Genomic DNA, 22,503 nt, shown 5'->3' with positions numbered 1-22,503 from the left:
CATGTTTCAGATTATCTTTCTCAACAATAACCCTATGCACAATTAATCACTCCCCCACAAAACCAGCTCCAACACAAACTTCGTCCCGATAAACGCCAAGCCAAGCAAAATCACGCCATATAGCGTCATATTAGCGGCGCGTTGACCTCGCCAGCCAAAGCGCCAGTGCCCAACCAATAACGCCCCAAATACCAGCCAAGACAATAGACTAAACACAGTCTTGTGTACCAAATGCTGCGCCAGTAAATTGGTGGTATCAATAAAACCCAACAACAGCGAAATCGACAATAGGCCAAAACCCACAGTAATCATATCAAACAGCAACGCTTCCATGCTTTGGAGTGAGGGTAGTTTATCGACCCAGACACGGTGAAAGGTTTGACGTTTGAGTTCGCTGATTTGTAGCCGTAGCATAATCGCGGCAATCGCTGCCATAAATAGTACCGAATAGGCAGCCAAAGACATGATGATATGGGCTTGTAAGATAGGACTGATGGTTGATAGCGGGTGATAGGGTGCATCGCCAAAAAAACCAATCATCATGCCCAAAAATGCCAACGGCGTTGCCAAAATTCCAAGCGGCAAAATTTGGCGATAAAGACAAAATCCCCAATAAAATAACAGCATAAACAATGTCGTCAACGACACGACATTAAAAATATTAAAGTTTAGCCCCTCTTGGGTAATGATATCAGGATATAACACCACCGCATGGCCCAATAACCCAATCAGCAATTGCCCAAGCACCATGCCTTTACGGATGGGCTTTTGTTGCGTAACTGCCCACATCAAATAGACGGTAGTTAAGCCATAACAGACTAACGCAAGTACAAAGATTACAAACACCCTAGCCTCATTAAAAATCATCAAATACGTGCAAAATGCGATGGTTATACTAGCATGAGCCATGCAACAAATCGCGATTTTATCGGTATTATATTAGCAGTTTTAGCTAATTTAGCATAAAATAGTAAGATTATAAAATTGATAGCAATAGATTAGAGAAATTATATGTTTGAAACCTTAACCGAACGCCTGTCGACGAGTTTACGTAGTATCTCTGGTACAGGGCAGCTAACTGAAGACAACATCAAAGACACCTTGCGTGAAGTGCGTATGGCACTACTAGAAGCTGATGTCGCCTTGCCAGTGACGCGCGATTTTGTGTCACGGGTAAAAGACAAAGCCCTAGGTCAAGAAGTCCTTAAAGAACTCGCCCCAGGTCAAGCCTTTGTCAAAATCGTCTATGATGAACTGACCGAGATGATGGGCAGTGCTAACCAATCACTTGAAATGACAGGCAAACCACCTGTTGTCTATCTACTAGCGGGTTTGCAAGGGGCGGGCAAAACCACCACAGCCGGTAAACTTGCCAAATATCTGCAAGAGCGCCATAAGAAAAAGGTCATGCTAGTCTCTGCGGACGTCTATCGCCCCGCAGCAATCAAGCAGCTTGAGCAAGTCGCTGAGCAAGTCAAAGCCAATTTTGTGCCATCAAGTGCTGACCAAAACCCGATTGATATCGCCAAACGCGCCATCGAACAAGCCAAAGTACAGTTTCAAGATATTTTGATTATCGATACCGCAGGTCGTCTGCACATCGACGAAGCGATGATGGACGAAATCAAAGCCTTAACCGCAGCGGTCACTCCGTCAGAAACCTTGTTTGTCGTTGACTCAATGACCGGTCAAGATGCAGCAAATACGGCAAAAGCCTTTAATGATGCACTACCTTTGACCGGCGTGATTTTGACCAAGACTGACGGCGATGCGCGCGGTGGTGCGGCATTGTCGGTACGTGCTATCACTGGCAAACCGATCAAATTCTTGGGTCGTGGTGAAAAACTTGATGCGCTTGAGCCCTTCCACCCTGAGCGTGTTGCACAGCGTATCTTGGGCATGGGTGACGTGTTGTCACTGGTCGAAGAAGTCGAGCAAAAAATTGACCGCGAAAAAGCGGAAAAAATGGCGAAAAAAATCCAAAAAGGTGGTGAGTTTGACCTTGAGGATTTGCTAACCCAATTCCAACAAATGAAGAACTTGGGTGGCATGGCGGGCTTCTTGGATAAAATGCCAGGCATGAGCGGTGCAGATGTGCAAAAAGCGGTATCAGATGCCAAACCAGAAGAAAAGGTCAAAGAAATGGAAGCACTCATTCATTCCATGACCCCATTTGAACGTAAAAACCCCGATAAAATCAACCCAAGCCGTAAACGCCGTATCGCGGCAGGCGCGGGTAAAGACGTGCAGCACGTCAATCAGCTGTTAAAGCAGCACAAGCAAATGGCAAAAATGATGAAAATGCTATCCGACCCATCGGGCATCAGCAAAATGATGAAAGCGGTGCAAGGGTTGACCAAAGGCATGGGCGGTGGCGGTGGTCCATTATTCGGACAAAACAACCAAGCAGGCGCAAATACCACGACAGTTAACGGTCAAGCCAATCCAGTTGCGCCAAAATTTAAAACCCGTTTTTAAAATTTTAATAGCAGGATTATAATTTCAAAGCCCGTATATATTACGGGCTTTTTTATTCATCTAAGGAATAATGAAAGTATTAAATATTCCAAGACAGTATAAATAAAAATCCTTACTATATTTTCAATCATTAAGCCATTGGATGTTTAGCTTGGCACTTTGAAAACTTATGAGGAAAACATGACAAACGCGACCCCAACTCACCCATTCACCACCCGTACGCAATCTAAAGGCAAAGTCTTTGCATTAGCCGGTATTTCAGTGATGGCAGTGGCAAGCTTAACTGCCTGCCAAAAAGCCCCACCCAAAAACGAGAGTGCAGCCAGCGCTTCAGCCGCTAATGGCAATGGTGTATCTTTGCTAAACGTATCTTACGATGTGTCCCGCGAGTTGTATAAAGAATACAACCCGATTTTTACGGGGCAGCAAAAACAGACCGTCACTATCCAGCAGTCGCATGGCGGCTCAAGCAAACAAGCCTTGAGCGTGGCGAATGGGCTTAAAGCGGATGTGGTGACCATGAACCAAACCTCAGATGTAGAACTGCTGGTGAAAAAAGGCTTGGTGGATAAAAACTGGCAACAAGCGTTTCCCAATAACGCGGTACCTTATACCAGCACCATGGTACTACTAGTTCGCAATAACAACCCCAAGCAAATCAAAGACTGGGATGACTTGGCAAAACCCGGTGTCAGTATCGTGATTGCCAATCCAAAAACCAGTGGCACAGCGCGATATGGTTTCTTGGGTGCGTATGGATATGGCTTGCACCACTTCAATAATGACGAAGCCAAAACCAAGACCTTGGTGAAGCAAATTTTGAGCAATGTGGCAGTGTATGACAGTGGCGCAAGGGCAGCGACAACAAGCTTTTTACAACGAGAAATCGGCGATGTGCTAATTACCACAGAGAATGAAGCACAAATCACCAAAAAAGAATTTGCCGATAAAAACTTACAGATTATTTATCCCAGTTATTCGGTCAAGATTAGTAACCCTGTCGCTGTGGTGAATGCCGTTACCGAGCAAAAAGGTACCACTGAATTGGCAAAAGCCTATTTAAAAGGTTTGTGGGATACACCTGCCCAAGAGATTATGGCCAAGAATTATTTGCGCCCTGTGGATGCGGCGACTTTGGCAAAATACCAAAGCCAATTTCCTGCAATTGCCACGTTTGAGCCAAATCAAGTTTTTGGTAGTTGGGATGAGATTATGAGCAAGTTTTTTAAAGATGGCGCAATTTTTGACCAATTGGCGGTAAAAAAATAGCCGTTGCCCTAGCGATTGGCTAGGGTAGTTAGGTCATACTTTAAGGCATCAAAACACACATCGGCTACAAAGCCCCGATATTGCAAAAATCGCAGTTGACGGGCTTTTTCTTTAGGCTCTGTCGGGATGGCATCACCGTATTTTCGTACCCGTGCTGCCACCGCTTGGGCAAGCCAATCCACTTCATAGGCATCATCTAGCTGCTCATTTGGCTTGTCTGATTCGATATCATTGAGAAGTAAATCCTCAAAAAAATCATTGTGCGTCTCAATCCATGCATTAATCGCACTGACCGAACGGACGGTGGTTAATCCATGTTTTTTTAGCGTTTGAAAAATCCGCTGGGTACCATGCTGCTTGCCAATACCTTCTTTGATCAATGCAGATGTCATACGCTCATCACTTTGATAGCCTTCTGCTTCAAATTCGCTTAAAAGCGCTTCAATAGCCGCCGCATCACATCCTTTAGCCAACAGTTTATCCCGCAGCTCTTTTTTAGACTGCTCACGCCGCCCAAGATAATAAAACGCGAGCCAACGCATGTAGCTGTCAGCCTTAAGCTTGTCATGGTAAGCTTGGCGTTGTTCATCAGTCATTAACTGATTTTCGATAGTTTCTAACAAGGATTTAGGATCTGGCATAGCGGTTTTAACCGTGACTAAAAAAAAGATTAAACATTGGCTGGCGAACAAATTGAGCAGTATAAAAACAAAAACCCCAGTAAAAACTAGGGTTTTGGTTAGCTAGGTAGTTATTGCATACCTTCGACAAACTCAGGGGGTTCAACGTCATGCGCTTCTTCTGGTACAAGTTCCACATTACCAAGCTTAACAGCGCGCACTTTGGCTTCAATCTCTTGGGCGATTTGTGGATTTTCTTCCAAGAATCTAATGGCGTTGGCTTTACCTTGACCAATTTTACTGTCATTGTAGCTGTACCAAGCGCCCGATTTTTTGACCGCATCAATATCGACACCCAAGTCAACCACTTCACCTAAATGATTGGTACCTGTCCCATACATGATGTCAAATTCTGCTTGGCGAAACGGCGGTGCGAGTTTATTTTTGATGACCTTAACGCGGGTCTCAGAACCGACGATGTTTTCACCGTCTTTAACCGCACCAATACGACGAATATCCAAGCGCACCGACGCATAAAATTTAAGGGCGTTACCACCCGTCGTGGTTTCTGGCGAGCCAAACATGACACCAATTTTCATACGAATTTGGTTAATGAATACCACCATACAATTAGAGCGTTTGGCATTACCGGTGATTTTACGTAGCGCTTGGCTCATCAAACGCGCTTGCAGACCCATGTGGCTATCGCCCATCTCGCCTTCAATCTCTGCGCGTGGGGTAAGGGCGGCGACCGAGTCAACAACAATCATATCTACCGCACCTGAGCGCACTAGCATATCGGTGATTTCAAGCGCTTGTTCACCGTTGTCAGGCTGCGTGACAAGTAAAGCGTCGACATCAACGCCCAATTTTTTGGCATAAATAGGATCTAGCGCATGCTCAGCATCGATAAAAGCACAGGTACCGCCTTGTTTTTGACATTGGGCGATTGCTTGCAAGGTTAAAGTGGTTTTACCCGAACTTTCAGGACCATAAATTTCGACGATACGACCCTTTGGCAAACCGCCAATGCCCAATGCAATATCCAAACCCAATGAGCCTGTAGAGACTACATCCACGTTAATTTTTGCTGACTCATCACCCAGGCGCATGATGGTATTTTTACCAAATTGTTTTTCAATTTGTGATAAAGCGGCAGTTAAAGCTTTGGCTTTATTGTCGTCCATAAGGACTCCTTGTTACAAAAGAGGTTGATAAAAAAGGTTAATAAAAAAGGGAAAAATTTAAAAGTAGGGATAAGTTAAAAAAGAAGTGAATTGATAAGGCTATAATAACAAAATATACGAAAAATTATAGGGCTAAATCACTGATATACGACATATATTGTCGCTTATTATTGTTAAAAATTAATTAAAAATAACATGAGAAAATCTCTAAATAAATGGGTGTTTTTTGGGTGTTTTCAAGGCATATTCTGCAACAAAAATCCCCACTAGTAGAGTGAGGATATGCAATGCGATTCGCCAATATTGAGTACTAGTGCGCCGCATCTTCTGGTGAATCGTTGGGTAGGGGTTGGGTGTTACTATGTATGGCAGAGCTGGGTATGGCAGAGCTAGGTATGGCAGTGCTCGGATTTGAGTCGGCTGTCGCTGCCAAATAGCTTTGCGGATGATGGTGAGTGATTTTTGCTTCCTCATGCGCCAGTGAGCGCGCCGCTTGACGTAGCTCAAATTTTTGCACTTTACCTGTCGAGGTTTTTGGAATTTGCGCAAAAATAATATGTTTGGGCACTTGGAAACCTGCCAAATGTTGACGGCAATGGGCAATGATGTCTTCCCGATCTAGCGTTGAGCCTTCACGGATTTCGATAAAGGCTACCGGTACTTCACCCCATTTGTCATGGGGAGCAGCAACCACCCCACAGCTTTCCACTTCTGGCATACGATACAGTACGTTTTCTATTTCGATACTTGAGATATTCTCACCGCCCGAGATGATGATGTCTTTGAGCCGATCCATAATTTTGATGTAACCATCTGGGTATTTGACGCCCAAGTCACCAGTCTTAAACCAGCCACCGTCAAAGGCTTCTGCGGTGGCTTTGCGGTTTTTTAGATAGCCTTTCATCACCATATTGCCGCGGATAGCAAGCTCACCAATTTCGCTACCATCGGCTGCAACAGGGGTAGTGGTGCCTTGTTTGAACACATCAAACCCCGCTAGCAGATGTGAATTCATGCCTTGGCGGGATTTTTTTTGCGCGCGTTCACTGACAGTCAAATCATCCCATTCTGGGCGCTCAACACACAAGGTGACGGGACCATACACTTCTGTCAAACCGTAGACATGCGTGATTTTAAAGCCCATTTCTTCCATTTTGGCAAGCAAGGACTCAGGCGGCGGCGCGCCTGCGACATTACAACGTACTTCATGTTTGATGGCTTTTTTCAGCGCTTCATTACCATTGGCAATCATGTTATGCACGATAGGCGCTGCGCTATAATGGGTGACTTTTTCATCGGCAATCAACCGTAAAATCAAATCAGCATCAACTTTGCGTAAGCACACATTGGTACCCGCACGCTCGCCAATGCTCCAAGGAAAGCTCCAGCCATTACAGTGAAACAAGGGTAGCGTCCATAAATACACTGGGTGTTTTGGCATATCCCAATCTAAAATATTAGAGACAGCATTTAAGGTGGCACCGCGATGGTGATACACCACGCCTTTTGGGATGCCTGTGGTACCTGATGTGTAGTTGAGCGCGATGGCATCCCACTCATCAGTGGGTTTTTCCCAGTTGTCTAAGTCGGTCCCTGAGGCAATGAATTCTTCATACGTCATATTGCCAAACTGTTCAGTGGGCGTGACGGCAGGGTCGGTGGCATGAATGATAATTAAATTAGGAAATGACTCTTGAACCAGCGCAACATGCTGTTCAAACTCAGTATCGACAATCAATACTTTAGCCTCACTGTGCTGTAGGCAAAAGACCAAGGCATTGATGTCCAAACGGGTATTTAAGGTACATAGCACACCACCAGACATCGGTACGCCAAACGCGACTTCAACCATGGGTGGGGTATTGGGCAGTAGCACTGCAACAGTATCGTCTTTATCGATGCCCAGTTTTTTTAGGGCATCCGACATTTTGCGGCAGCGATTATAGGTTTCGCCCCAAGTTTGCCGTAGGTCATTGTGCTCATAATCTTTATACACAATCGCCGTTTGATCGGGATAGATGCTAGCAGTACGCTCAATAAAATCAATGGGAGTAAGCGGGGTATAGTTGGCAGGATTTTTTTCCAGCCCTGTATGGAAGTTTGGCATAACGACATCCTTGTAGTTAACAAATAACGCCTTTATCATAACAAGGATCTTGACCAAATCCTATATATCAATCTGCTTTTTCACAAATATAAAAAATGACAAAAACAGACAGCCCCGCCTGTTATTTTATAAGCTAGCAAAACTCCGTCAGGGTTTAGTCTTCGACAAATACGCAGCCAAGTGTGAACACACCGATATTTGCTATGGAGACACTGGCGGCAGGAAGAACTTCGGTTTTATCATAACCGCGTGACGATAAATAGTTAAGTAGTGACTTGGTATGAGGGTTTAAATTGCCGCTGATCACATACATTTTACCTTTTTTACCATTGGCGGCGTTGATGGCAGCATCCGCGAGTCGCTCAATACATTTTTCAAAACTGCGCACCTTTTCAAAGGCGACCATTTGACCTGAGTCTTCCATTTTTACAATCGGTTTAATACCGAATAAATTGGCAAAAAACCCGACTGGGGCTGAAATACGTTTGGTACGAATCATGCCTTTAAGGTTATCAACTGCCAAATAGATATGGATTTTATCGCGCAGGCGGTTGATTTCGGTGATGATTTGTGGGATTTCCATGCCTTGTTTGAGTAAGCGTGAGGCTTCTTGTACAAGAACCGCTTCGCCATGTGAAATCGTGCGTGAATCATAGATATAAATTTTCATGCGATGACTAAACATCGAGCTGATATTGAGCAAGTTGTTGTAGGTTTGGCTTAAAGAAGAGGATAAACAGATGATTAAAACTTCTTGCACGTCTTCTTTGATGAGCTGATAAAAGAATTCAATGAGCTGATTTTCAGTGGGTGCTGAGGTACTGATGTCGATATTGGGGTTATCGAGTAGAACACGCGATAGCCTGTCTAGGCTTAGGTCTTGTCCATCTAGATAATTGGCACCGCCCATATGGATATTCATTGGCAACATTTTGACATTTTCTGGGATGCCAAGGTCGTCTAGACATGACGTGGACGTGCTAACAATCATTTTCTTCACAGTAATTTCCCTTCGGTTGTACTTTTATCCTAGCGTGATATTAACATTGTCACAAAAATAAGCATGATTTTTTTGTAGACTCATCGGGACAAAATTTGCCTTATGCTTTCAAAGATGACTATTTATAATAGGTTGACCTATTTTTGGTTTGATGTATGCTTAAGGTATGTTGATACAGCTACATTGCGTGACCAAATTGACGAATTCCCACATTGACGAATTGATTATGAAAACGAACTCATTGATAAAATGACAAGATTAGTTCCTTAATGTGACCAAATAGTGAAAGGAAATTACTGCCAAGGATTATTTATGTCAAATAACAGCCAGATATCTACTCATAACACCCATTATCCGCATATTTTTGAGCCCCTAGATTTAGGATTTACCACGTTAAAAAATCGTATTGTGATGGGCTCGATGCACACAGGGCTTGAAGATCGGTTTTTTAACTATCCAAAGCTAGCTGCTTATTTTGCCGAGCGCGCCAAAGGGGGTGTTGGCATGATGATCACGGGCGGTATCTCGCCCAATCGTGAAGGTTGGTTAGTACCAGCAGGCGGGACGCTCAATCACAAAGGCGATGTGGTCAATCATCGTAAAGTCACCAAAGCTGTGCACCAATATGACTGCAAAATCATCTTGCAAATTCTGCACAGCGGTCGCTATGGTTATCATCCATTGGCGGTATCAGCCAGTGCCATCAAATCGCCTATTTCACCTTTCAAACCTCGTCAAATGAGTGAAAAAAATATTTTGGCGACCATCAAAGACTATGCCAAAACCGCCAAACTTGCACAAATGGCGGGCTATGATGGCGTCGAAATCATGGGCTCAGAAGGCTATTTACTCAATCAGTTTTTAAGTAATCACGTCAATCAGCGCACCGACCAATGGGGTGGCAGTCTAGAAAACCGTATGCGTTTTGCCCTTGAAGTCATCAAAGCGGTACGCGAGGCGGTGGGAGAAGCGTTTATTATCACCTTCCGTTTGTCGATGATTGACTTGGTGCCCGATGGCAATACCATGGATGAAGTCATTACTATCGCCAAAGCCATCGAAAAAGCTGGCGTGACCATAATAAATACCGGGATTGGCTGGCATGAAGCGCGTATCCCGACCATCGTCACGTCAGTGCCACGCGCAGCGTTTGCCGATGTGATTGCTGAAGTCAAACGCCACGTGACTATTCCTGTGATTGCTGCCAACCGTGTCAATATGCCAGAGACCGCCGAGCAGCTGCTAGCAGAGAACCAAGCTGACTTGGTACAAATGGCGCGTCCGTTCTTGGCAGACCCAGACTGGGTGGCAAAAGCCAGCCTTGGGCAGACCCATCTGATTAATACCTGTATCGGCTGTAACCAAGCCTGTCTAGATCATACATTTGACAATAAACGCTCAACCTGTCTGGTCAATCCCCAAGCCTGTTATGAAACCGAGCTGGTCTATAAACCTGCCAAAAAAGCCAAAAAAATTGCCGTAGTGGGCGCAGGCATGGCAGGCTTATCAGCGGCGACGGTCGCCGCCAAACGCGGTCATCAGGTCACCTTGTTTGAAGCACAGGATAAAATCGGCGGACAGTTTAACTATGCCAAAGTGATTCCAGGTAAAGAAGAGTTCTTTGAAACCATCCGCTATTTTACCAATTTGGTGGACAGTTTAGGCATTGAACTCAAACTGAATCATAAAGTAAGCAAAGAGGAACTAGAGTCAGGTCAGTTTGATGATGTGATTATTGCCACAGGCGTTGTACCACGGGCGCTTGACTTTGAAGGGGTAGAGTTACCGCAAGTGATGAGCTATGCCGAATTGCTATCGGGTCAAAAAGTTGCAGGTAAGCGAGTCGCGGTGATTGGCGCAGGCGGAATTGGCTTTGATGTTAGCGAATATTTGACCTCTACCCATGTTAAACCGTTTGAAAAAGATGCCCAAGGCAATGTGATTTATCAACCCCATCCGCAAAGCGTAGCCTCATGGAAACGTGAGTGGGGCGTGGACACCAACCCACACTATGAAACTGAAGGTGGACTGGTAAAACCAGAGCCTATTACCCCGACCCGTGAAGTATATTTGATGCAGCGTAAAAAAGGTCGCTTGGGGGCAGGTCTCAATAAAACCTCAGGCTGGGTGCACCGTGCTCATATCAATAAGCATGGCGTCAAACAGGTGAGCGGCATTGGCTATGAGAAAATTACCAATGAAGGCATTTGGATTACTAACCCAGACGGTCATAGCCAATTACTGCGCGTTGATAGTATCGTTATCTGCGCAGGGCAAGAATCGGTCAATCACTTAATGCCTGCGGTGGGTGATGACTTGACAGCCCAATATCACTTGATTGGTGGGGCAAAATTGGCAGGCGAATTGGACGCCAAACGTGCCATTCGCGAAGGCGCGGAAGTCGCTGCCATGTTGTAGCGGCTTTTACTATGTCATAAAAAAGGCGATGAATGAATGTCACCGCCTTTTTTTATATCTAAAGCGTATTATTGAATGGCATCAGATGCTAAGAAAAAATTGCGGGCTTGCTGAGCGTCAATTAGCTTGTCTACAGCCCCTTGCAAATCATGCGTAGTGTGCGGCTGCTCAATCATCTCGCTAATGGTGTCATACAGCCGTGAAAACAACGAGAAATTACTCTGTAGCAAGTAACTCATAATTAACTCGCTCACCCCCGTCACCTCCAAGTCAAGCGACGTCTTAAAGCGCAGCTCGCCATCCATCACATCCATTTCCAAATTGCCAATCATCAAATCATAATTCAGATAAGCCAGCATGGCGAGCATCTCAGGGCGATTGGCTTCAGCAATCGCAGTAGGATAAACACTGTACACCGCAATTAATTGCTGCTCACTAAAAAAACGAATCATACAACCCCAATGCCGCTCTTTATCTGACACTTGCATCGTATAATGATGAATACTTTGTTCATCTTGTTCGCTGGCGGGGTGATACATAAATTGATAACCCATACTGGCTAAGATATGCTCTATGTCATCGGGGGTAATCAGTTGTAGCTCGAATTCGTCATCTGCATCAAGCGACTCACTGGCTAAAATCGGTTCATCTTGTGAATCGCTATGTTCATCAAACGCTGGATTGACCGGGTTTTTGGCAAAAGGCTGATAACCAGTAGCATCGCTATGCTCGCTTGTCTCAGCACAATGACTAGGGTCAGTTGTTTTATCGGCTACAGGGAGCGGCGCTGATTTTTCAGCAGTAAAGAACAGTTTTAGGCGTTGCCATAAACGCTTCGGATTTTTGGACATTGATTTCACTTACCCAACAAAAAATAGCTAAAAATAGAAAGAAAAACGAAAAGCAGAACAGTTAAAAAACAAAAAAGTTAACAAACAGGTTGGCAAAACTTTGACGCTATCACCAAGCTTTATATGCATACTTTATATTGATAATAGCAAAGACCTATCGCAAGTTAGTATATAATAAGCTTTCTATACAACTTTAGCCAATTATCTATACAATGGGTATGAGGCTGTGATTTATCAATTTAATCTGTTATCTATTTAATGACTTGCAAATTTTAACCAATGCTATGCCAAATTCAACACCCACTGCTATACCTATCTCGGCGACCAGTTCGCTGCTAAACTGTCAAAATGTCACCATACAACGTGGCGAATTTCCGCTGTGTGAGGCGGTGAATTTGGTGCTAAACCGTGGCGATATTTGTCATTTGGTAGGTGAAAATGGCACTGGCAAAACCACATTTTTGATGCAGCTTGCAGGGTTGATTCCTGTGTTGACCGGTGATATCAGCTGGCAGGGCAAGGCAGGGTTACCTGTGCAGCCATTTTATGTGGCGCACCAATTGGGTATTCATTTGCAACTCACCGTTGAGCAAAATTTGCGATTTTTGTTAGCCTTGTATGGCATCAAGCCAAGCGAAGACGCCCTTGAGCAAGCACTCGATTGGGTTGGGTTAGCAGGTTATGAGAAAATCAACTGCTATCAACTCTCGGCAGGGCAGACGCGCCGCGTGGGTTTGGCACGCTTGCTGTTTGCGGTTGAGTATGTAGCGCAATTTCCTTTTTGGCTACTTGATGAGCCGCTGACCGCGCTTGATGTGAATATGATTGCCAAAATTGAACACTTGATGCAGACATTCGTTCAGCGCGGCGGGGCAGTGCTCATGACCAGTCACCAAACTGTCGCCGTCGCCAACAAGCAATTAGATTTAACCTTGTATATGGTTTAGGGGCAACTGCAATGATTGATTTTTCTGCCCTGTGGCAACGTGAATGGCAAATCAAGCAACAAAACAAAGTGCAGTGGTTATATCCACTGGTGTTGTTTTTAATTGTCATCACCTTATTTCCACTGGCGATGGGCACCGAGCCAAAATTATTGCAGCAACTGGGCGTGCCTGCGGTATGGATTGCAGCGTTATTATCACTAATTATGGGTATGGAAAACTTATTTCGCCCAGCACTCGATAACGGTACATTGGCGCAATTGGTTGTCGCTCGTGCCTCGATTCCCACTTGGGTGCTAGTACGGCTCATCGTGCATTGGCTGACCAGTGCGGGGATGGTGTGTCTGCTGGCATTTTTAGCGATGCCGCTTTTTGGCTTGACCAGCCAAGCAGCCATTGCCTTGAGTGCTTCGATTTTGGTGGGTAGTCCGATTTTGCTGTGCTTATCAGCGATTGCCAGCAGCTTGACATTATCGCTAAAAAACGGCGCGGTGTTAGTGCCATTGATTTCGTTACCGATGCAGCTCCCTGTGCTGATTTTTGCCACAGGGGCAGTGGGGCAATTTGCCATGGGGCTTAACGGTTATCCGATTTTAGCCCTATTACTGGCGGGCAGTATTTTGGCAGTCATCGTCACGCCTTTTGTGATTGCATTTTCATTAAAACTGGCTTGGTTAAGCTGATGATTTTTAGATGAAAAAATCCCTAAATACCAGTAAAATAAGCGAACAAATATCTTATTGTTGATGGCTTACATTCATTTTAGAAAAAAAAGCAAGGCGCATTCCATGGCAGAAATTACCCCAAACGTTGGCAAAACTGGCTTTTTTTCTCGCCTTTGGCAAGGGTTTCTTAAAACTGTTGGCACCAAAGAGTTTTATCGTATTTTTGCACCTTGGGTGAAATATTTAGCTGTCATTGCTGCGCTGCTATTAACGATAGGTGCCATCTGGGGATTAGCGTTTGCGCCACCCGATTATTTGCAAGGCAATAGCTACCGCATTATCTTTATCCATGTCCCCACTGCCAGTCTAGCCATGTCAATTTATTTGGGCATGGCAATTTTAGGGGTGATTTTTTTGGTCTGGAAAATTAAAACCGCCAATTTGGTTGCCCAAGCGATTGCGCCGATTGGCTTTATGCTTTGTGTGTTAAGTCTACTCACAGGCTCGATTTGGGCAAAGCCTACTTGGGGCACATACTGGGTATGGGATGCGCGTCTCACTTCCATGCTGATTTTGGCGTTTTTATACGCAGGCGTGATGGCGCTATTTGCTGCATTTGAACATACCGCCAGTCGTGGCAAAGCGGCGGCAATTTTATCCATTGTCGGTGCGGTTAATTTGCCGATTATCAAATATTCTGTTAACTGGTGGAACACCCTACACCAAGGCTCGACATTTACCGTAACTGAGCGTCCAAAAATGCCGCCTGATATGTATATTCCGCTATTACTAATGATGTTAGGCAGCTATTTTTTGGTGGCTGCCCTTACCATCTATCGTACCAATACCTTGATTTTGCAACGTGAAAGTAGCAAACAATGGGTGATTGATGAATGCAAACGGCTATATCGTTAAAGTGTTATCGTTAAAGCCTGCTTATTGACTTAAAGTATCGCCATTTAACTAGCGATAGCTTTAATCCTATGGCATCAATCCATTCTCTAAACCTAAATCCAAACCTGAGGTGACCAATGAGCCCGTATTTTCATAATTTTGCCGAGTTTATCGCCATGGGTGGGCATGGTAGTTATGTGTGGTCAACTTGGCTACTGACTTTACTAGGCATCATCGCGCTCGTCTTTTTTAGTCGTAGTCAGCGTAAAGCGACCTACCGAGATATCACTACCCAGCAGGCGCGCCAGCAACAGCGTCATCAGCGTACGGCTAAGGGCAGCGGATAATAGTATCTATCGCCCTAATCGGTGTTATAATAGAAAAGTAGCCCCATAGGGTTTGGTTCATCAAAAGTGAGATGAAAAAAAGCAATGAATAAAGTACGACAAAAAAAATTAATGTGGGTGATGGCAACCTTATTTGGCGCAATCATTGCCGTCGTCCTTGTGATTTATGCGGTAGGACAACAAACCGACTATTATTTTGACCCCACAGCCATTAGTCAAGGCAAGGCACCTGAAGATACTCGTATCCGAGCAGGGGGCATGGTTGTGCGTGGTAGTGTCGAGCGAGATAGCACAGACCCACTCAATGTCAAATTTAAAATCACCGATTTTAAATCTACCGTACCGGTATCTTATAAAGGCATCTTGCCAGATTTATTCGCCGAAGGTTCGGGCGTGGTAGCCACAGGTTCGCTTGAAGGTAATACCTTTATAGCAAGCGAAGTATTAGCAAAGCATGATGAGAATTATATGCCGCCTGAAGTGGCAAAATCACTAAAAACGCAGCATCAAGCCAATGGCACTGACGTCAACCAAGCGCAGTTTATGCCAGCTACCCCTGTCAAACAATAAAGTCACTTAACTAAAAAGTCCCTTAGCTAAAAAATTAATTAGCTAAAAAACCAGCCGGCTAAAAAGCCATGGAGCTAAAAAAGTGGGTAATTGACCCACTTTTTTAATATCTAAATTTTTTAATATCTAAATAGTGTTAAAAAATTTATGCCATACAAAATCTTTAACCATAAAATTTTTAAGCATAAAAAAAGGAAACCGCTTGGGTTTCCTTTTTGTTCAGTTTAAAAAACTGATTATTTTGCAGCAGATGCAGAAGCGTCAGCAACAGTTGCAGCAGCAGAAGCGGCAGCATCAGCAACTTGGTTAGCAGCGTCAGCAACAGCTGAAGCTGGTGCAGCAGCAGATGCAGTTTCTACTACAACAGTAGAAGCGTTAACAGTTGCAGCAGATGCAGTTACTGCTGGTGCAGAAGCTTCAACAGTGGTAGTAGTAGTTGATGAAGCAACTGTAGTTGAAGCAGTAGTAGAGGCAGCAGCTGGTGCAGCTTCTTCTTTTTTGCTACATGCAGTCATAGCTAAAGATGCAGCAACTAAACTTGATACAGCGATTAATTTAACGTTCATTACGTGTTCTCCTAAAGAAAATAACCCCGTATTCACTCGACGATACTCTAAATAAAGCGTTTATTTAGAATTAAAGACACACGGGACATGAAACTGACAATATTGTAGCTGAAACTTAGTCAAGATAAAATAACTTTCGTATAAAAAAATATAATAAATCTGATAAAAGGTTGTAACAAAATAACACCGTAAACACAAATACAACTTTTTAGACTTACTGATATCGCACGAAAAAGATATCTTTTTTCAGCTTTTCGCAGAAAATGACGTATTATACGCATAAAAATTTGGCAAGGATATCTTTATTTTTGTAAATTTACAAAATTTTTTCTATTTGCAGTACTGGATTAAACAATACCTAAAAAATAAATTTTTATCGCAATAAATGGTTAGTTTTAATCAGGTTTGGCAGATTTTAGATAGGTAATAATAAGTTACATTAGTTGCATATTGTTAGGGTTTATTGTCGAAATCTGTATAAAACTACGATTTCACACAGTAAATTTTAGGCAAAATGCTACAATGCCAAAATAAACATATTATATGAGCATCTCATAAAAGCAAGACAGTATTTAAGGAGGTATTGGTATGAAGTGGGAAGATCGTGGCGGTAGTTCAAATGTATTGGTCAGCGGCGGTAAAGCCGTGGGCGGCGGCATCGGTAGTATTATCATTGGTTTGATTTTATGGCTGGTGTTTGGTATGAATCCTATGACTGCCATGCAAACAGGTTCTGCAATTACAGGTGGAAATAGTAGTGGGCAACAAACCCTTGACCAGCAAACGGCTGATCGCGACCAAAAATTTGTCTCAGTGGTGTTAAAAGACACAGAAGAAGTGTGGGGTCAAATTTTTAGTGAAAACAATATGCAATACCAACAGCCTAAGTTGGTGTTATTTAATGGTATGGTACGCTCGGGTTGTGGTAATGCATCTTCAGCGACAGGACCTTTTTATTGTCCTGCTGACCAACGCGTCTATCTTGATACCAGTTTTTTCCAAGAAATGCGCCAAAAATTGGGTATCACAGGTGACCAAAATGGCTCAGGTGATGCACAAAACCAAGGTAAAGCGGGTGACTTTGCACAGGCTTATGTCATTGCTCACGAGGTGGGTCATCATGTGCAAACTCAATTGGGTATTAGCCAAAAAGTGGATGAAGCCAGTCGCCGTGCCACTGAAGCACAAGCCAACAATTTATCAGTGCGGCAAGAACTACAAGCAGACTGTTTTGCCGGTGTTTGGGCAAACCGTAACCAACAACGTGTTCAATTCTTAGAGCAAGGCGATATTGAAGAAGCGATTAATGCGGCGGAGCAAATCGGTGATGACCGTTTAGCCCAAGCCAGTGGTCGAGCAGCGGTGCCTGATAGTTTCACCCATGGTACCAGTCAACAACGTATGACGTGGTTTTCACGCGGTCTAAAATCGGGTGATATCAATCAATGCGATACTTTTAGTGGTGCAATTTAAGTAGCAGTGCGATTTAAGCCCAAAGCACGCCAATAAAAAGCTCAACACCAGGTTGAGCTTTTTTATTTTTATAAGTCAGCTAATTAATACGATTAAGCGATAACATGATTAAGATTTATCTTTACGCGTCATTTGCTCAAAGAATTCATCATTGGTTTTTGAGTCTTTAAGTTTTTCTAGCAAAAACTCAGTGGCTTGTAGTTCATCCATGGGGTGTAGCAGTTTGCGTAGAATCCATACTTTGCGTAGCATCGCTTCATCCATCAAGCGCTCTTCGCGGCGAGTGCCCGATTTTTTGATATTGATGGCAGGGAATACCCGTTTTTCGGCAATGTCACGCTCAAGGGTAATTTCTTGATTACCTGTGCCCTTAAACTCCTCATAAATCACCTTATCCATGGTACTGCCTGTGTCGATAAGCGCAGTAGAAATAATGGTCAAACTACCGCCTTCTTCAATGTTGCGTGCAGCGCCAAAAAAGCGTTTTGGTCGCTCTAAGGCATTGGCATCGACACCACCCGTTAGTACTTTGCCAGATGAAGGCAAAACCGTATTGTAAGCGCGAGCTAGACGCGTAATGGAGTCGAGTAAAATCACCACGTCTTGTTTGTGTTCAACCAAGCGTTTGGCCTTTTCAATCACCATTTCGGCGACTTGCACGTGACGGGTTGGCGGCTCATCAAAGGTCGATGCGACCACTTCACCACGCACCGTGCGCTGCATCTCGGTCACTTCTTCAGGACGTTCGTCAATAAGCAGCACGATGAGATAACACTCTGGGTTGTTTTTGGTGATGGATTGCGCGATAGATTGTAGCAGTACGGTTTTACCCGCTTTTGGTGGAGCGACAATAATCGAGCGTTGACCTTTACCAATCGGGGCAATCAAGTCAATAATACGACCCGTTAAGTCTTCTGTGGTACCATTACCAAGTTCTAGGCGAAGCTGCTGGGTGGGGAAAAGCGGGGTTAAATTCTCAAAAATCAGTTTGTGGCGAGAGCGGTCTGGGGTGTCGAAGTTGATTTCGTTGACTTTTAATAGGGCAAAATAACGCTCAGAATCCTTGGGTGGGCGAATCGTACCAGCGATGGAGTCACCCGTCTTGAGATTGAAACGGCGAATTTGGCTCGGACTCACATAGATATCATCGGGACCTGCTAGATAAGAGCCTTCCGACGATCGTAAAAAACCAAAGCCATCGGGCAAAATCTCAAGCACGCCATCTCCATAGATAGCTTCACCGTTTCGGGCATGGGTTTTTAAAATGGCAAAAATGATATCTTGTTTGCGACTACGGGCCATGTTTTCTAGACCCATTTGCTCGCTAATCAACAACAATTCAGCAACCGATTTTTTTTTGAGTTCAGTCAAATTCATAGGTAAATCATCAATAACTAATTTTGAACCACCTCAAAACGTGAGTCGAGTAAAGGCGCTACATCGTTTTAAGACAGTAGGGTGTGAAGAGAATATAAAGAGAAAAAAATAGAAACGTTTGAAATGATTAACTGAGCGTTGCAAACAGACAATACCAAGTACTAAACCAAATAATAGTAAATGCCTGCTAACGTAACGTTAAGCATATCGATAAGATAGTTATTTTGTGAGACACACTATACGACTTGACATATTCATTTGTCAATGTATGGGCATAAAAAACCGCGATTTTTTTACTCACAAGTATCAAAATCGCGGCGAATCTCACTGGTAATTATCAAAAAAATATACCGTTACCAATATAAAAATTCAATTTAACCCACGCTAGTGATTCTTACCCTAGCGATTATAAGTGTTTGTTGATAAGAGCAGTCAATTGGGCTTTTGGTTGCATACCCATAGTGGCATCCACTTTTTCACCGTTTTTGAACATAAATAAGGTAGGGATACTACGGATACCATATTGTGCAGCTAGGTTTGGATTTTGGTCAACGTCGATTTTAACAATTCGCGCTTTACCCTCATATTCTGAGGAAAGCTCGTCTAATACAGGGGCAATGGCTTTACATGGACCACACCAAGTTGCCCAAAAATCGACCAATACTGGGGTATCTGATTGTAATACTGCTTTTTCAAAAGTACCTTCATCGGCATGAATAACTGAAGACATAGTAACTCCTACGTGTTGATGTTGTTAACTGTTAGGTTTTGGATTACGGTTAAGTAATGACCCAAACGCTTGTTTTTGCCCAGTGCTTGTTTTTGCCTAATAAAAAAATCTTAATATTGGATACAATCAAACAGTGATAGAAACAATGATAGGATAATGAAATCTATTAAACAGACACCCAACGGCAAATTAATTTATAGTGATTATTATGATAGGGTCATCTTAGCATAACACAACCCCAAAACAGGGTATGGCTATGGTTAATTGTTTTGATAGTTATGATAAGAAACATTAATGGTATCTAACTAATCGTATCTAAATGATTGTAACGATAGAATTTTTTAGAAAATATTAAAGTCAATTTTTTTCATCAATGGACAGGTATCGCGGGAGGCAAAAGTTGCAGTTGCAATAAAATGGCTTTTACTCAGGGGTGAAAATGCGTAAAATGGTGTCTAATCGAATTATTGACTTTAACCGACACTAAGTGACATATGCCTGACTTACTTGCTAACAACGAACTTATGGCCGCCATTGATATTGGCTCAAATAGCTTTCATCTTGCCATCGCGCGGTTAGACCATGGGGAAGTACGAAAATTAGCATCAATGTCAGAAAAAGTGCAGCTTGCCGCTGGACTTGATGAAAACAACTATTTGTCGCTTGAGGCACAAAAACGCGGGCTGGATTGTTTGACCCGTTTTGTCGGACGACTAGACGCTGTCTCACCACAGCGGTTACGGATTGTGGCTACTAATGCCCTGCGCCAAGCCAAGAATGCGGATGAATTTATTCGACAAGCCAATTTAATTTTACCCAAACCCTTAGAAGTCATTGCGGGGCGAGAAGAAGCGCGTCTAATTTATTTGGGTGTTTCTCATACCAATGCCAGTACCGACAAACGCTTGGTGATTGATATTGGGGGTGGTTCGACGGAGTTTATTATTGGTAAAGGCTTTGACCCGATTTTGACTGAAAGCTTACAAATGGGCTGTGTTGCCTTTACCAAATCTTATTTTACTGACGGCGCTATCACCGAAAAAGCGTTTGAAAAAGCGATTGCTGCGGCGAGAAAAGAAGTGCTGGGTATTAGCCGTTTGTACCAAAAAACAGGTTGGGACAGTGTCACGGGCTCAAGCGGCACGATTAAAGCGGTCAATCAAATTTTGCTGCAACTTGGACTTGCCGATGAAAATGCTCGTGTGACCTACAGCGGTGTCAAAGAAATCCAAAAATTACTGATTAAAGCAAAACATATCGACAATATTGATTTTGCCGATATTAAAGACACCCGTAAAGTAGTGTTGCCGGCTGGTGTCGCGGTGCTGCTCGCAGCGATGAATGTTTTGGGCATTGATACGATTTCTTATTCAGATGGTGCGCTGCGTGAAGGTGTCATGTACGATATGCTCGGGCGTTTTGCCAGTGAAGATGTACGTGATCGCAGTGTACAAGCCTTGATGACGCGTTATTCGGTCGATAGAAAACAAGCAAAACGTGTGGTACGTACCGCGCAGCAGCTGTTTGACCAAGTGAGAAATCGTTTGGGGCTTGATGAAGAAGATGCGGATTTACTTCGCCGTGGTGCCTATCTATATGAAATTGGTCTTGCCATCAGCCATAGTAGCTATCACAGGCATAGTGCCTATTTGCTAGAAAATTCGGATATTGACGGTTTTTCACAAGTCGATAAAACACGCTTGTCGCAGCTTGTGATGCACCATCGCCGTAAATTAAAACCTGATAGTTTTGATGAAGTCAAAATGGTCGGTGGTGACAATCTGGTGTATTTAACTTTGATTTTACGCCTAGCGGTACTGGTGCATCACAGCCGTAGCAAACATGATACGCTACCGATTCAGCTAGCGGCTAAAGATAACCATACTTGGGAAGTTTCGGTAAATTTAGCCGATGATAACGCAAGTCTTGTACTATCAGATTTGCAAGATGAAATTGATATTTGGCAAAAATGGGGCATGCGCTTATCCATTACTACTTATGAGCCAGCTATTGGGTAAGCAAATTTTTAAATAAAGTTAAGATTTTAGATCTGTCATACGCGATATTGAGATGACAACAGTTGTAATAAAGCAAGGGAATAACGACAATGAGTGTTTGGGAAAAAGTACAGCTTGCACGTCATGCAAAACGACCATTATTTTTGGATTATGCCAACCAGCTGTTCACGGAATTTGATGTGCTGCAAGGAGATCGCGCGTATGCCGATGACAAAGCGATTTTGGGGGGTATGGCGATGTTTAACGACCAGCCTGTCATGCTGATTGGTCAACATCGCGGTCGCAGCACCCGTGAGCGTATTGAATACAATTTTGGTATGGCGAACCCAGAAGGCTACCGCAAAGTAGTCAGACTGGTGCAAATGGCAGAACGGTTTAAATTGCCAGTGTTGACCTTTATTGATACCCAAGGCGCATATCCTGGCGTAGGTGCAGAAGAGCGTGGTCAAGCCCAAGCGATTGCCCAAAGTATTGCGGTATTTTCATCATTGAACGTCCCTGTGATTGCCACGGTAATTGGTGAAGGGGGTTCAGGTGGTGCACTGGCGATTGGCGTCGCTGACCGTATCAATATGCTAGAAAACAGCATTTATTCCGTGATTTCGCCTGAAGGTTGTGCGTCGATTCTATGGAAAACGGCTGAAAAAGCGCCCCAAGCCAGTGAGGCATTGAAACTCAGTGCGGTAAATTTAAAATCCCTTGGCTTGATTGATGAAGTCATCGCAGAAGGCGAGGGCGCACATATCAACAGCGATGTGGCTATGACCAACCTTAAAGCCACACTTGAGCAACAGCTAGCGGTGCTTATAAAGCTTGATGAGCAAACGCGTCTGCAACAACGCTATGAAAAATTAATGAGCTTTAATTCTACGGTGTCCTTACCAAAAGCCTCTGCTTGATTGTCAGTGATTTGACCTATTTTAGTGACCCATGCGCGTTTATTGAGGCGCCCATTATTTTATCTCATTTGTTTTATCCCACTGTTTTTC

General features: G+C 43.7%; 19 protein-coding genes and 1 pseudogene. 11 read left to right on the top strand and 9 right to left on the bottom strand.

Annotated features, from left to right (window positions below; genetic code table 11):
* Positions 1-42: 42 nt before the first annotated feature.
* On the bottom strand, positions 43-846 hold the full coding sequence (locus ACAM39_RS09585) for a cytochrome C assembly family protein (protein WP_369627509.1): 804 nt from the start codon (positions 844-846) through the stop codon (positions 43-45).
* Positions 847-1,011: 165 nt separating this feature from the next.
* On the opposite strand from ACAM39_RS09585, the gene ffh reads away from it, so the two are divergent.
* Both ffh and ACAM39_RS09575 read left to right on the top strand, forming a co-directional pair.
* Positions 1,012-2,478, top strand: a complete 1,467-nt coding sequence (ffh, locus tag ACAM39_RS09580) for a signal recognition particle protein (protein WP_065253465.1) — start codon at positions 1,012-1,014, stop codon at positions 2,476-2,478.
* Between the two features lie 180 nt (positions 2,479-2,658).
* Complete coding sequence (locus ACAM39_RS09575) at positions 2,659-3,747, top strand: sulfate ABC transporter substrate-binding protein (protein WP_369627508.1); 1,089 nt, start codon at positions 2,659-2,661, stop codon at positions 3,745-3,747.
* An 8-nt stretch (positions 3,748-3,755) separates the two neighbouring features.
* Here the strand turns inward: ACAM39_RS09575 and ACAM39_RS09570 are convergent, their stop codons facing one another.
* The 4 genes and pseudogenes from ACAM39_RS09570 to ACAM39_RS09555 all read right to left on the bottom strand — a co-directional run bounded on the left by ACAM39_RS09570 (position 3,756) and on the right by ACAM39_RS09555 (position 8,652).
* A complete protein-coding gene (locus ACAM39_RS09570; protein WP_369627507.1) occupies positions 3,756-4,388 on the bottom strand; it encodes a regulatory protein RecX in 633 nt (210 codons plus the stop codon).
* Between the two features lie 110 nt (positions 4,389-4,498).
* Positions 4,499-5,554 carry a recombinase RecA gene (gene recA, locus ACAM39_RS09565; RefSeq protein ID WP_369627506.1) on the bottom strand — a complete coding sequence of 352 codons (1,056 nt, stop codon included), beginning with the start codon at positions 5,552-5,554 and terminating at the stop codon, positions 4,499-4,501.
* Positions 5,555-6,020: 466 nt separating this feature from the next.
* A pseudogene (locus ACAM39_RS09560) lies at positions 6,021-7,661 on the bottom strand (acyl-CoA synthetase); the annotation flags it as partial.
* A 154-nt stretch (positions 7,662-7,815) separates the two neighbouring features.
* On the bottom strand, positions 7,816-8,652 hold the full coding sequence (locus tag ACAM39_RS09555) for a DegV family protein (RefSeq protein ID WP_369628602.1): 837 nt from the start codon (positions 8,650-8,652) through the stop codon (positions 7,816-7,818).
* A 321-nt stretch (positions 8,653-8,973) separates the two neighbouring features.
* Between ACAM39_RS09555 and ACAM39_RS09550 the strand changes: the two genes are divergently transcribed.
* The gene (locus ACAM39_RS09550) at positions 8,974-11,079 is read left to right on the top strand and encodes an FAD-dependent oxidoreductase (RefSeq protein WP_369627505.1); all 2,106 of its coding nucleotides are present in this window, start codon (positions 8,974-8,976) and stop codon (positions 11,077-11,079) included.
* A 68-nt stretch (positions 11,080-11,147) separates the two neighbouring features.
* Here the strand turns inward: ACAM39_RS09550 and ACAM39_RS09545 are convergent, their stop codons facing one another.
* Positions 11,148-11,930, bottom strand: coding sequence for a YbjN domain-containing protein (locus ACAM39_RS09545; RefSeq protein ID WP_369627504.1), 783 nt, complete (start codon positions 11,928-11,930; stop codon positions 11,148-11,150).
* Between the two features lie 284 nt (positions 11,931-12,214).
* Between ACAM39_RS09545 and ccmA the strand changes: the two genes are divergently transcribed.
* From ccmA to ccmE, 5 genes are all read left to right on the top strand, one after another.
* Positions 12,215-12,877, top strand: coding sequence for a heme ABC exporter ATP-binding protein CcmA (gene ccmA / locus ACAM39_RS09540; RefSeq protein ID WP_369627503.1), 663 nt, complete (start codon positions 12,215-12,217; stop codon positions 12,875-12,877).
* A gap of 11 nt (positions 12,878-12,888) precedes the next feature.
* Entirely contained in the window at positions 12,889-13,557 is a 669-nt protein-coding gene (locus tag ACAM39_RS09535; protein WP_369627502.1) for a heme exporter protein CcmB, read from the top strand.
* A 105-nt stretch (positions 13,558-13,662) separates the two neighbouring features.
* Positions 13,663-14,454 carry a heme ABC transporter permease gene (locus tag ACAM39_RS09530; RefSeq protein ID WP_369627501.1) on the top strand — a complete coding sequence of 264 codons (792 nt, stop codon included), beginning with the start codon at positions 13,663-13,665 and terminating at the stop codon, positions 14,452-14,454.
* Positions 14,455-14,570: 116 nt separating this feature from the next.
* On the top strand, positions 14,571-14,780 hold the full coding sequence (gene ccmD, locus ACAM39_RS09525; RefSeq protein WP_160001080.1) for a heme exporter protein CcmD: 210 nt from the start codon (positions 14,571-14,573) through the stop codon (positions 14,778-14,780).
* A gap of 84 nt (positions 14,781-14,864) precedes the next feature.
* The gene (gene ccmE / locus ACAM39_RS09520) at positions 14,865-15,350 is read left to right on the top strand and encodes a cytochrome c maturation protein CcmE (RefSeq protein ID WP_369627500.1); all 486 of its coding nucleotides are present in this window, start codon (positions 14,865-14,867) and stop codon (positions 15,348-15,350) included.
* A gap of 236 nt (positions 15,351-15,586) precedes the next feature.
* Here ccmE and ACAM39_RS09515 read toward each other — a convergent pair whose 3' ends face one another.
* Positions 15,587-15,916 carry a hypothetical protein gene (locus tag ACAM39_RS09515; protein ID WP_076776453.1) on the bottom strand — a complete coding sequence of 110 codons (330 nt, stop codon included), beginning with the start codon at positions 15,914-15,916 and terminating at the stop codon, positions 15,587-15,589.
* Between the two features lie 588 nt (positions 15,917-16,504).
* Between ACAM39_RS09515 and ypfJ the strand changes: the two genes are divergently transcribed.
* Positions 16,505-17,389 (top strand): KPN_02809 family neutral zinc metallopeptidase, encoded by an 885-nt coding sequence (gene ypfJ, locus ACAM39_RS09510; protein WP_369627499.1) that lies wholly within the window; start codon positions 16,505-16,507, stop codon positions 17,387-17,389.
* Positions 17,390-17,497: 108 nt separating this feature from the next.
* Here ypfJ and rho read toward each other — a convergent pair whose 3' ends face one another.
* Both rho and trxA read right to left on the bottom strand, forming a co-directional pair.
* The gene (rho, locus tag ACAM39_RS09505) at positions 17,498-18,766 is read right to left on the bottom strand and encodes a transcription termination factor Rho (protein ID WP_369627498.1); all 1,269 of its coding nucleotides are present in this window, start codon (positions 18,764-18,766) and stop codon (positions 17,498-17,500) included.
* Between the two features lie 406 nt (positions 18,767-19,172).
* Positions 19,173-19,496 carry a thioredoxin gene (trxA, locus tag ACAM39_RS09500; protein ID WP_036589854.1) on the bottom strand — a complete coding sequence of 108 codons (324 nt, stop codon included), beginning with the start codon at positions 19,494-19,496 and terminating at the stop codon, positions 19,173-19,175.
* A 494-nt stretch (positions 19,497-19,990) separates the two neighbouring features.
* Here trxA and ACAM39_RS09495 point away from each other — a divergent pair, with 494 nt between their 5' ends.
* Both ACAM39_RS09495 and ACAM39_RS09490 read left to right on the top strand, forming a co-directional pair.
* Positions 19,991-21,514, top strand: a complete 1,524-nt coding sequence (locus ACAM39_RS09495; RefSeq protein ID WP_369627497.1) for a Ppx/GppA phosphatase family protein — start codon at positions 19,991-19,993, stop codon at positions 21,512-21,514.
* Positions 21,515-21,603: 89 nt separating this feature from the next.
* Entirely contained in the window at positions 21,604-22,413 is an 810-nt protein-coding gene (locus ACAM39_RS09490; protein WP_062332163.1) for an acetyl-CoA carboxylase carboxyltransferase subunit alpha, read from the top strand.
* Positions 22,414-22,503 lie beyond the last annotated feature (90 nt).

Source organism: Moraxella sp. K02, assembly GCF_041154755.1.
GTDB lineage: Bacteria > Pseudomonadota > Gammaproteobacteria > Pseudomonadales > Moraxellaceae > Faucicola.
Note: the sequence above shows the minus strand (reverse complement) of the source record. Positions and strands in the feature narration are given on the sequence as shown.

Bases quoted from the DNA above. Each gene is read 5' to 3' on its own strand.
- recA (WP_369627506.1), bottom strand. From the start codon at position 5,554: ATGGACGACAATAAAGCCAAAGCTTTAACTGCCGCTTTATCACAAATT.
- ACAM39_RS09535 (WP_369627502.1), top strand. From the start codon at position 12,889: ATGATTGATTTTTCTGCCCTGTGGCAACGTGAATGGCAAATCAAGCAA.
- ccmE (WP_369627500.1), top strand. From the start codon at position 14,865: ATGAATAAAGTACGACAAAAAAAATTAATGTGGGTGATGGCAACCTTA.
- trxA (WP_036589854.1), bottom strand. From the start codon at position 19,496: ATGTCTTCAGTTATTCATGCCGATGAAGGTACTTTTGAAAAAGCAGTA.
- ACAM39_RS09575 (WP_369627508.1), top strand. From the start codon at position 2,659: ATGACAAACGCGACCCCAACTCACCCATTCACCACCCGTACGCAATCT.
- ACAM39_RS09515 (WP_076776453.1), bottom strand. From the start codon at position 15,916: ATGAACGTTAAATTAATCGCTGTATCAAGTTTAGTTGCTGCATCTTTA.
- ccmA (WP_369627503.1), top strand. From the start codon at position 12,215: ATGCCAAATTCAACACCCACTGCTATACCTATCTCGGCGACCAGTTCG.
- ACAM39_RS09555 (WP_369628602.1), bottom strand. From the start codon at position 8,652: ATGATTGTTAGCACGTCCACGTCATGTCTAGACGACCTTGGCATCCCA.
- ypfJ (WP_369627499.1), top strand. From the start codon at position 16,505: ATGAAGTGGGAAGATCGTGGCGGTAGTTCAAATGTATTGGTCAGCGGC.
- ACAM39_RS09545 (WP_369627504.1), bottom strand. From the start codon at position 11,930: ATGTCCAAAAATCCGAAGCGTTTATGGCAACGCCTAAAACTGTTCTTT.
- ffh (WP_065253465.1), top strand. From the start codon at position 1,012: ATGTTTGAAACCTTAACCGAACGCCTGTCGACGAGTTTACGTAGTATC.
- ACAM39_RS09490 (WP_062332163.1), top strand. From the start codon at position 21,604: ATGAGTGTTTGGGAAAAAGTACAGCTTGCACGTCATGCAAAACGACCA.
- ACAM39_RS09530 (WP_369627501.1), top strand. From the start codon at position 13,663: ATGGCAGAAATTACCCCAAACGTTGGCAAAACTGGCTTTTTTTCTCGC.
- rho (WP_369627498.1), bottom strand. From the start codon at position 18,766: ATGAATTTGACTGAACTCAAAAAAAAATCGGTTGCTGAATTGTTGTTG.
- ACAM39_RS09495 (WP_369627497.1), top strand. From the start codon at position 19,991: ATGCCTGACTTACTTGCTAACAACGAACTTATGGCCGCCATTGATATT.
- ACAM39_RS09550 (WP_369627505.1), top strand. From the start codon at position 8,974: ATGTCAAATAACAGCCAGATATCTACTCATAACACCCATTATCCGCAT.
- ccmD (WP_160001080.1), top strand. From the start codon at position 14,571: ATGAGCCCGTATTTTCATAATTTTGCCGAGTTTATCGCCATGGGTGGG.
- ACAM39_RS09570 (WP_369627507.1), bottom strand. From the start codon at position 4,388: ATGCCAGATCCTAAATCCTTGTTAGAAACTATCGAAAATCAGTTAATG.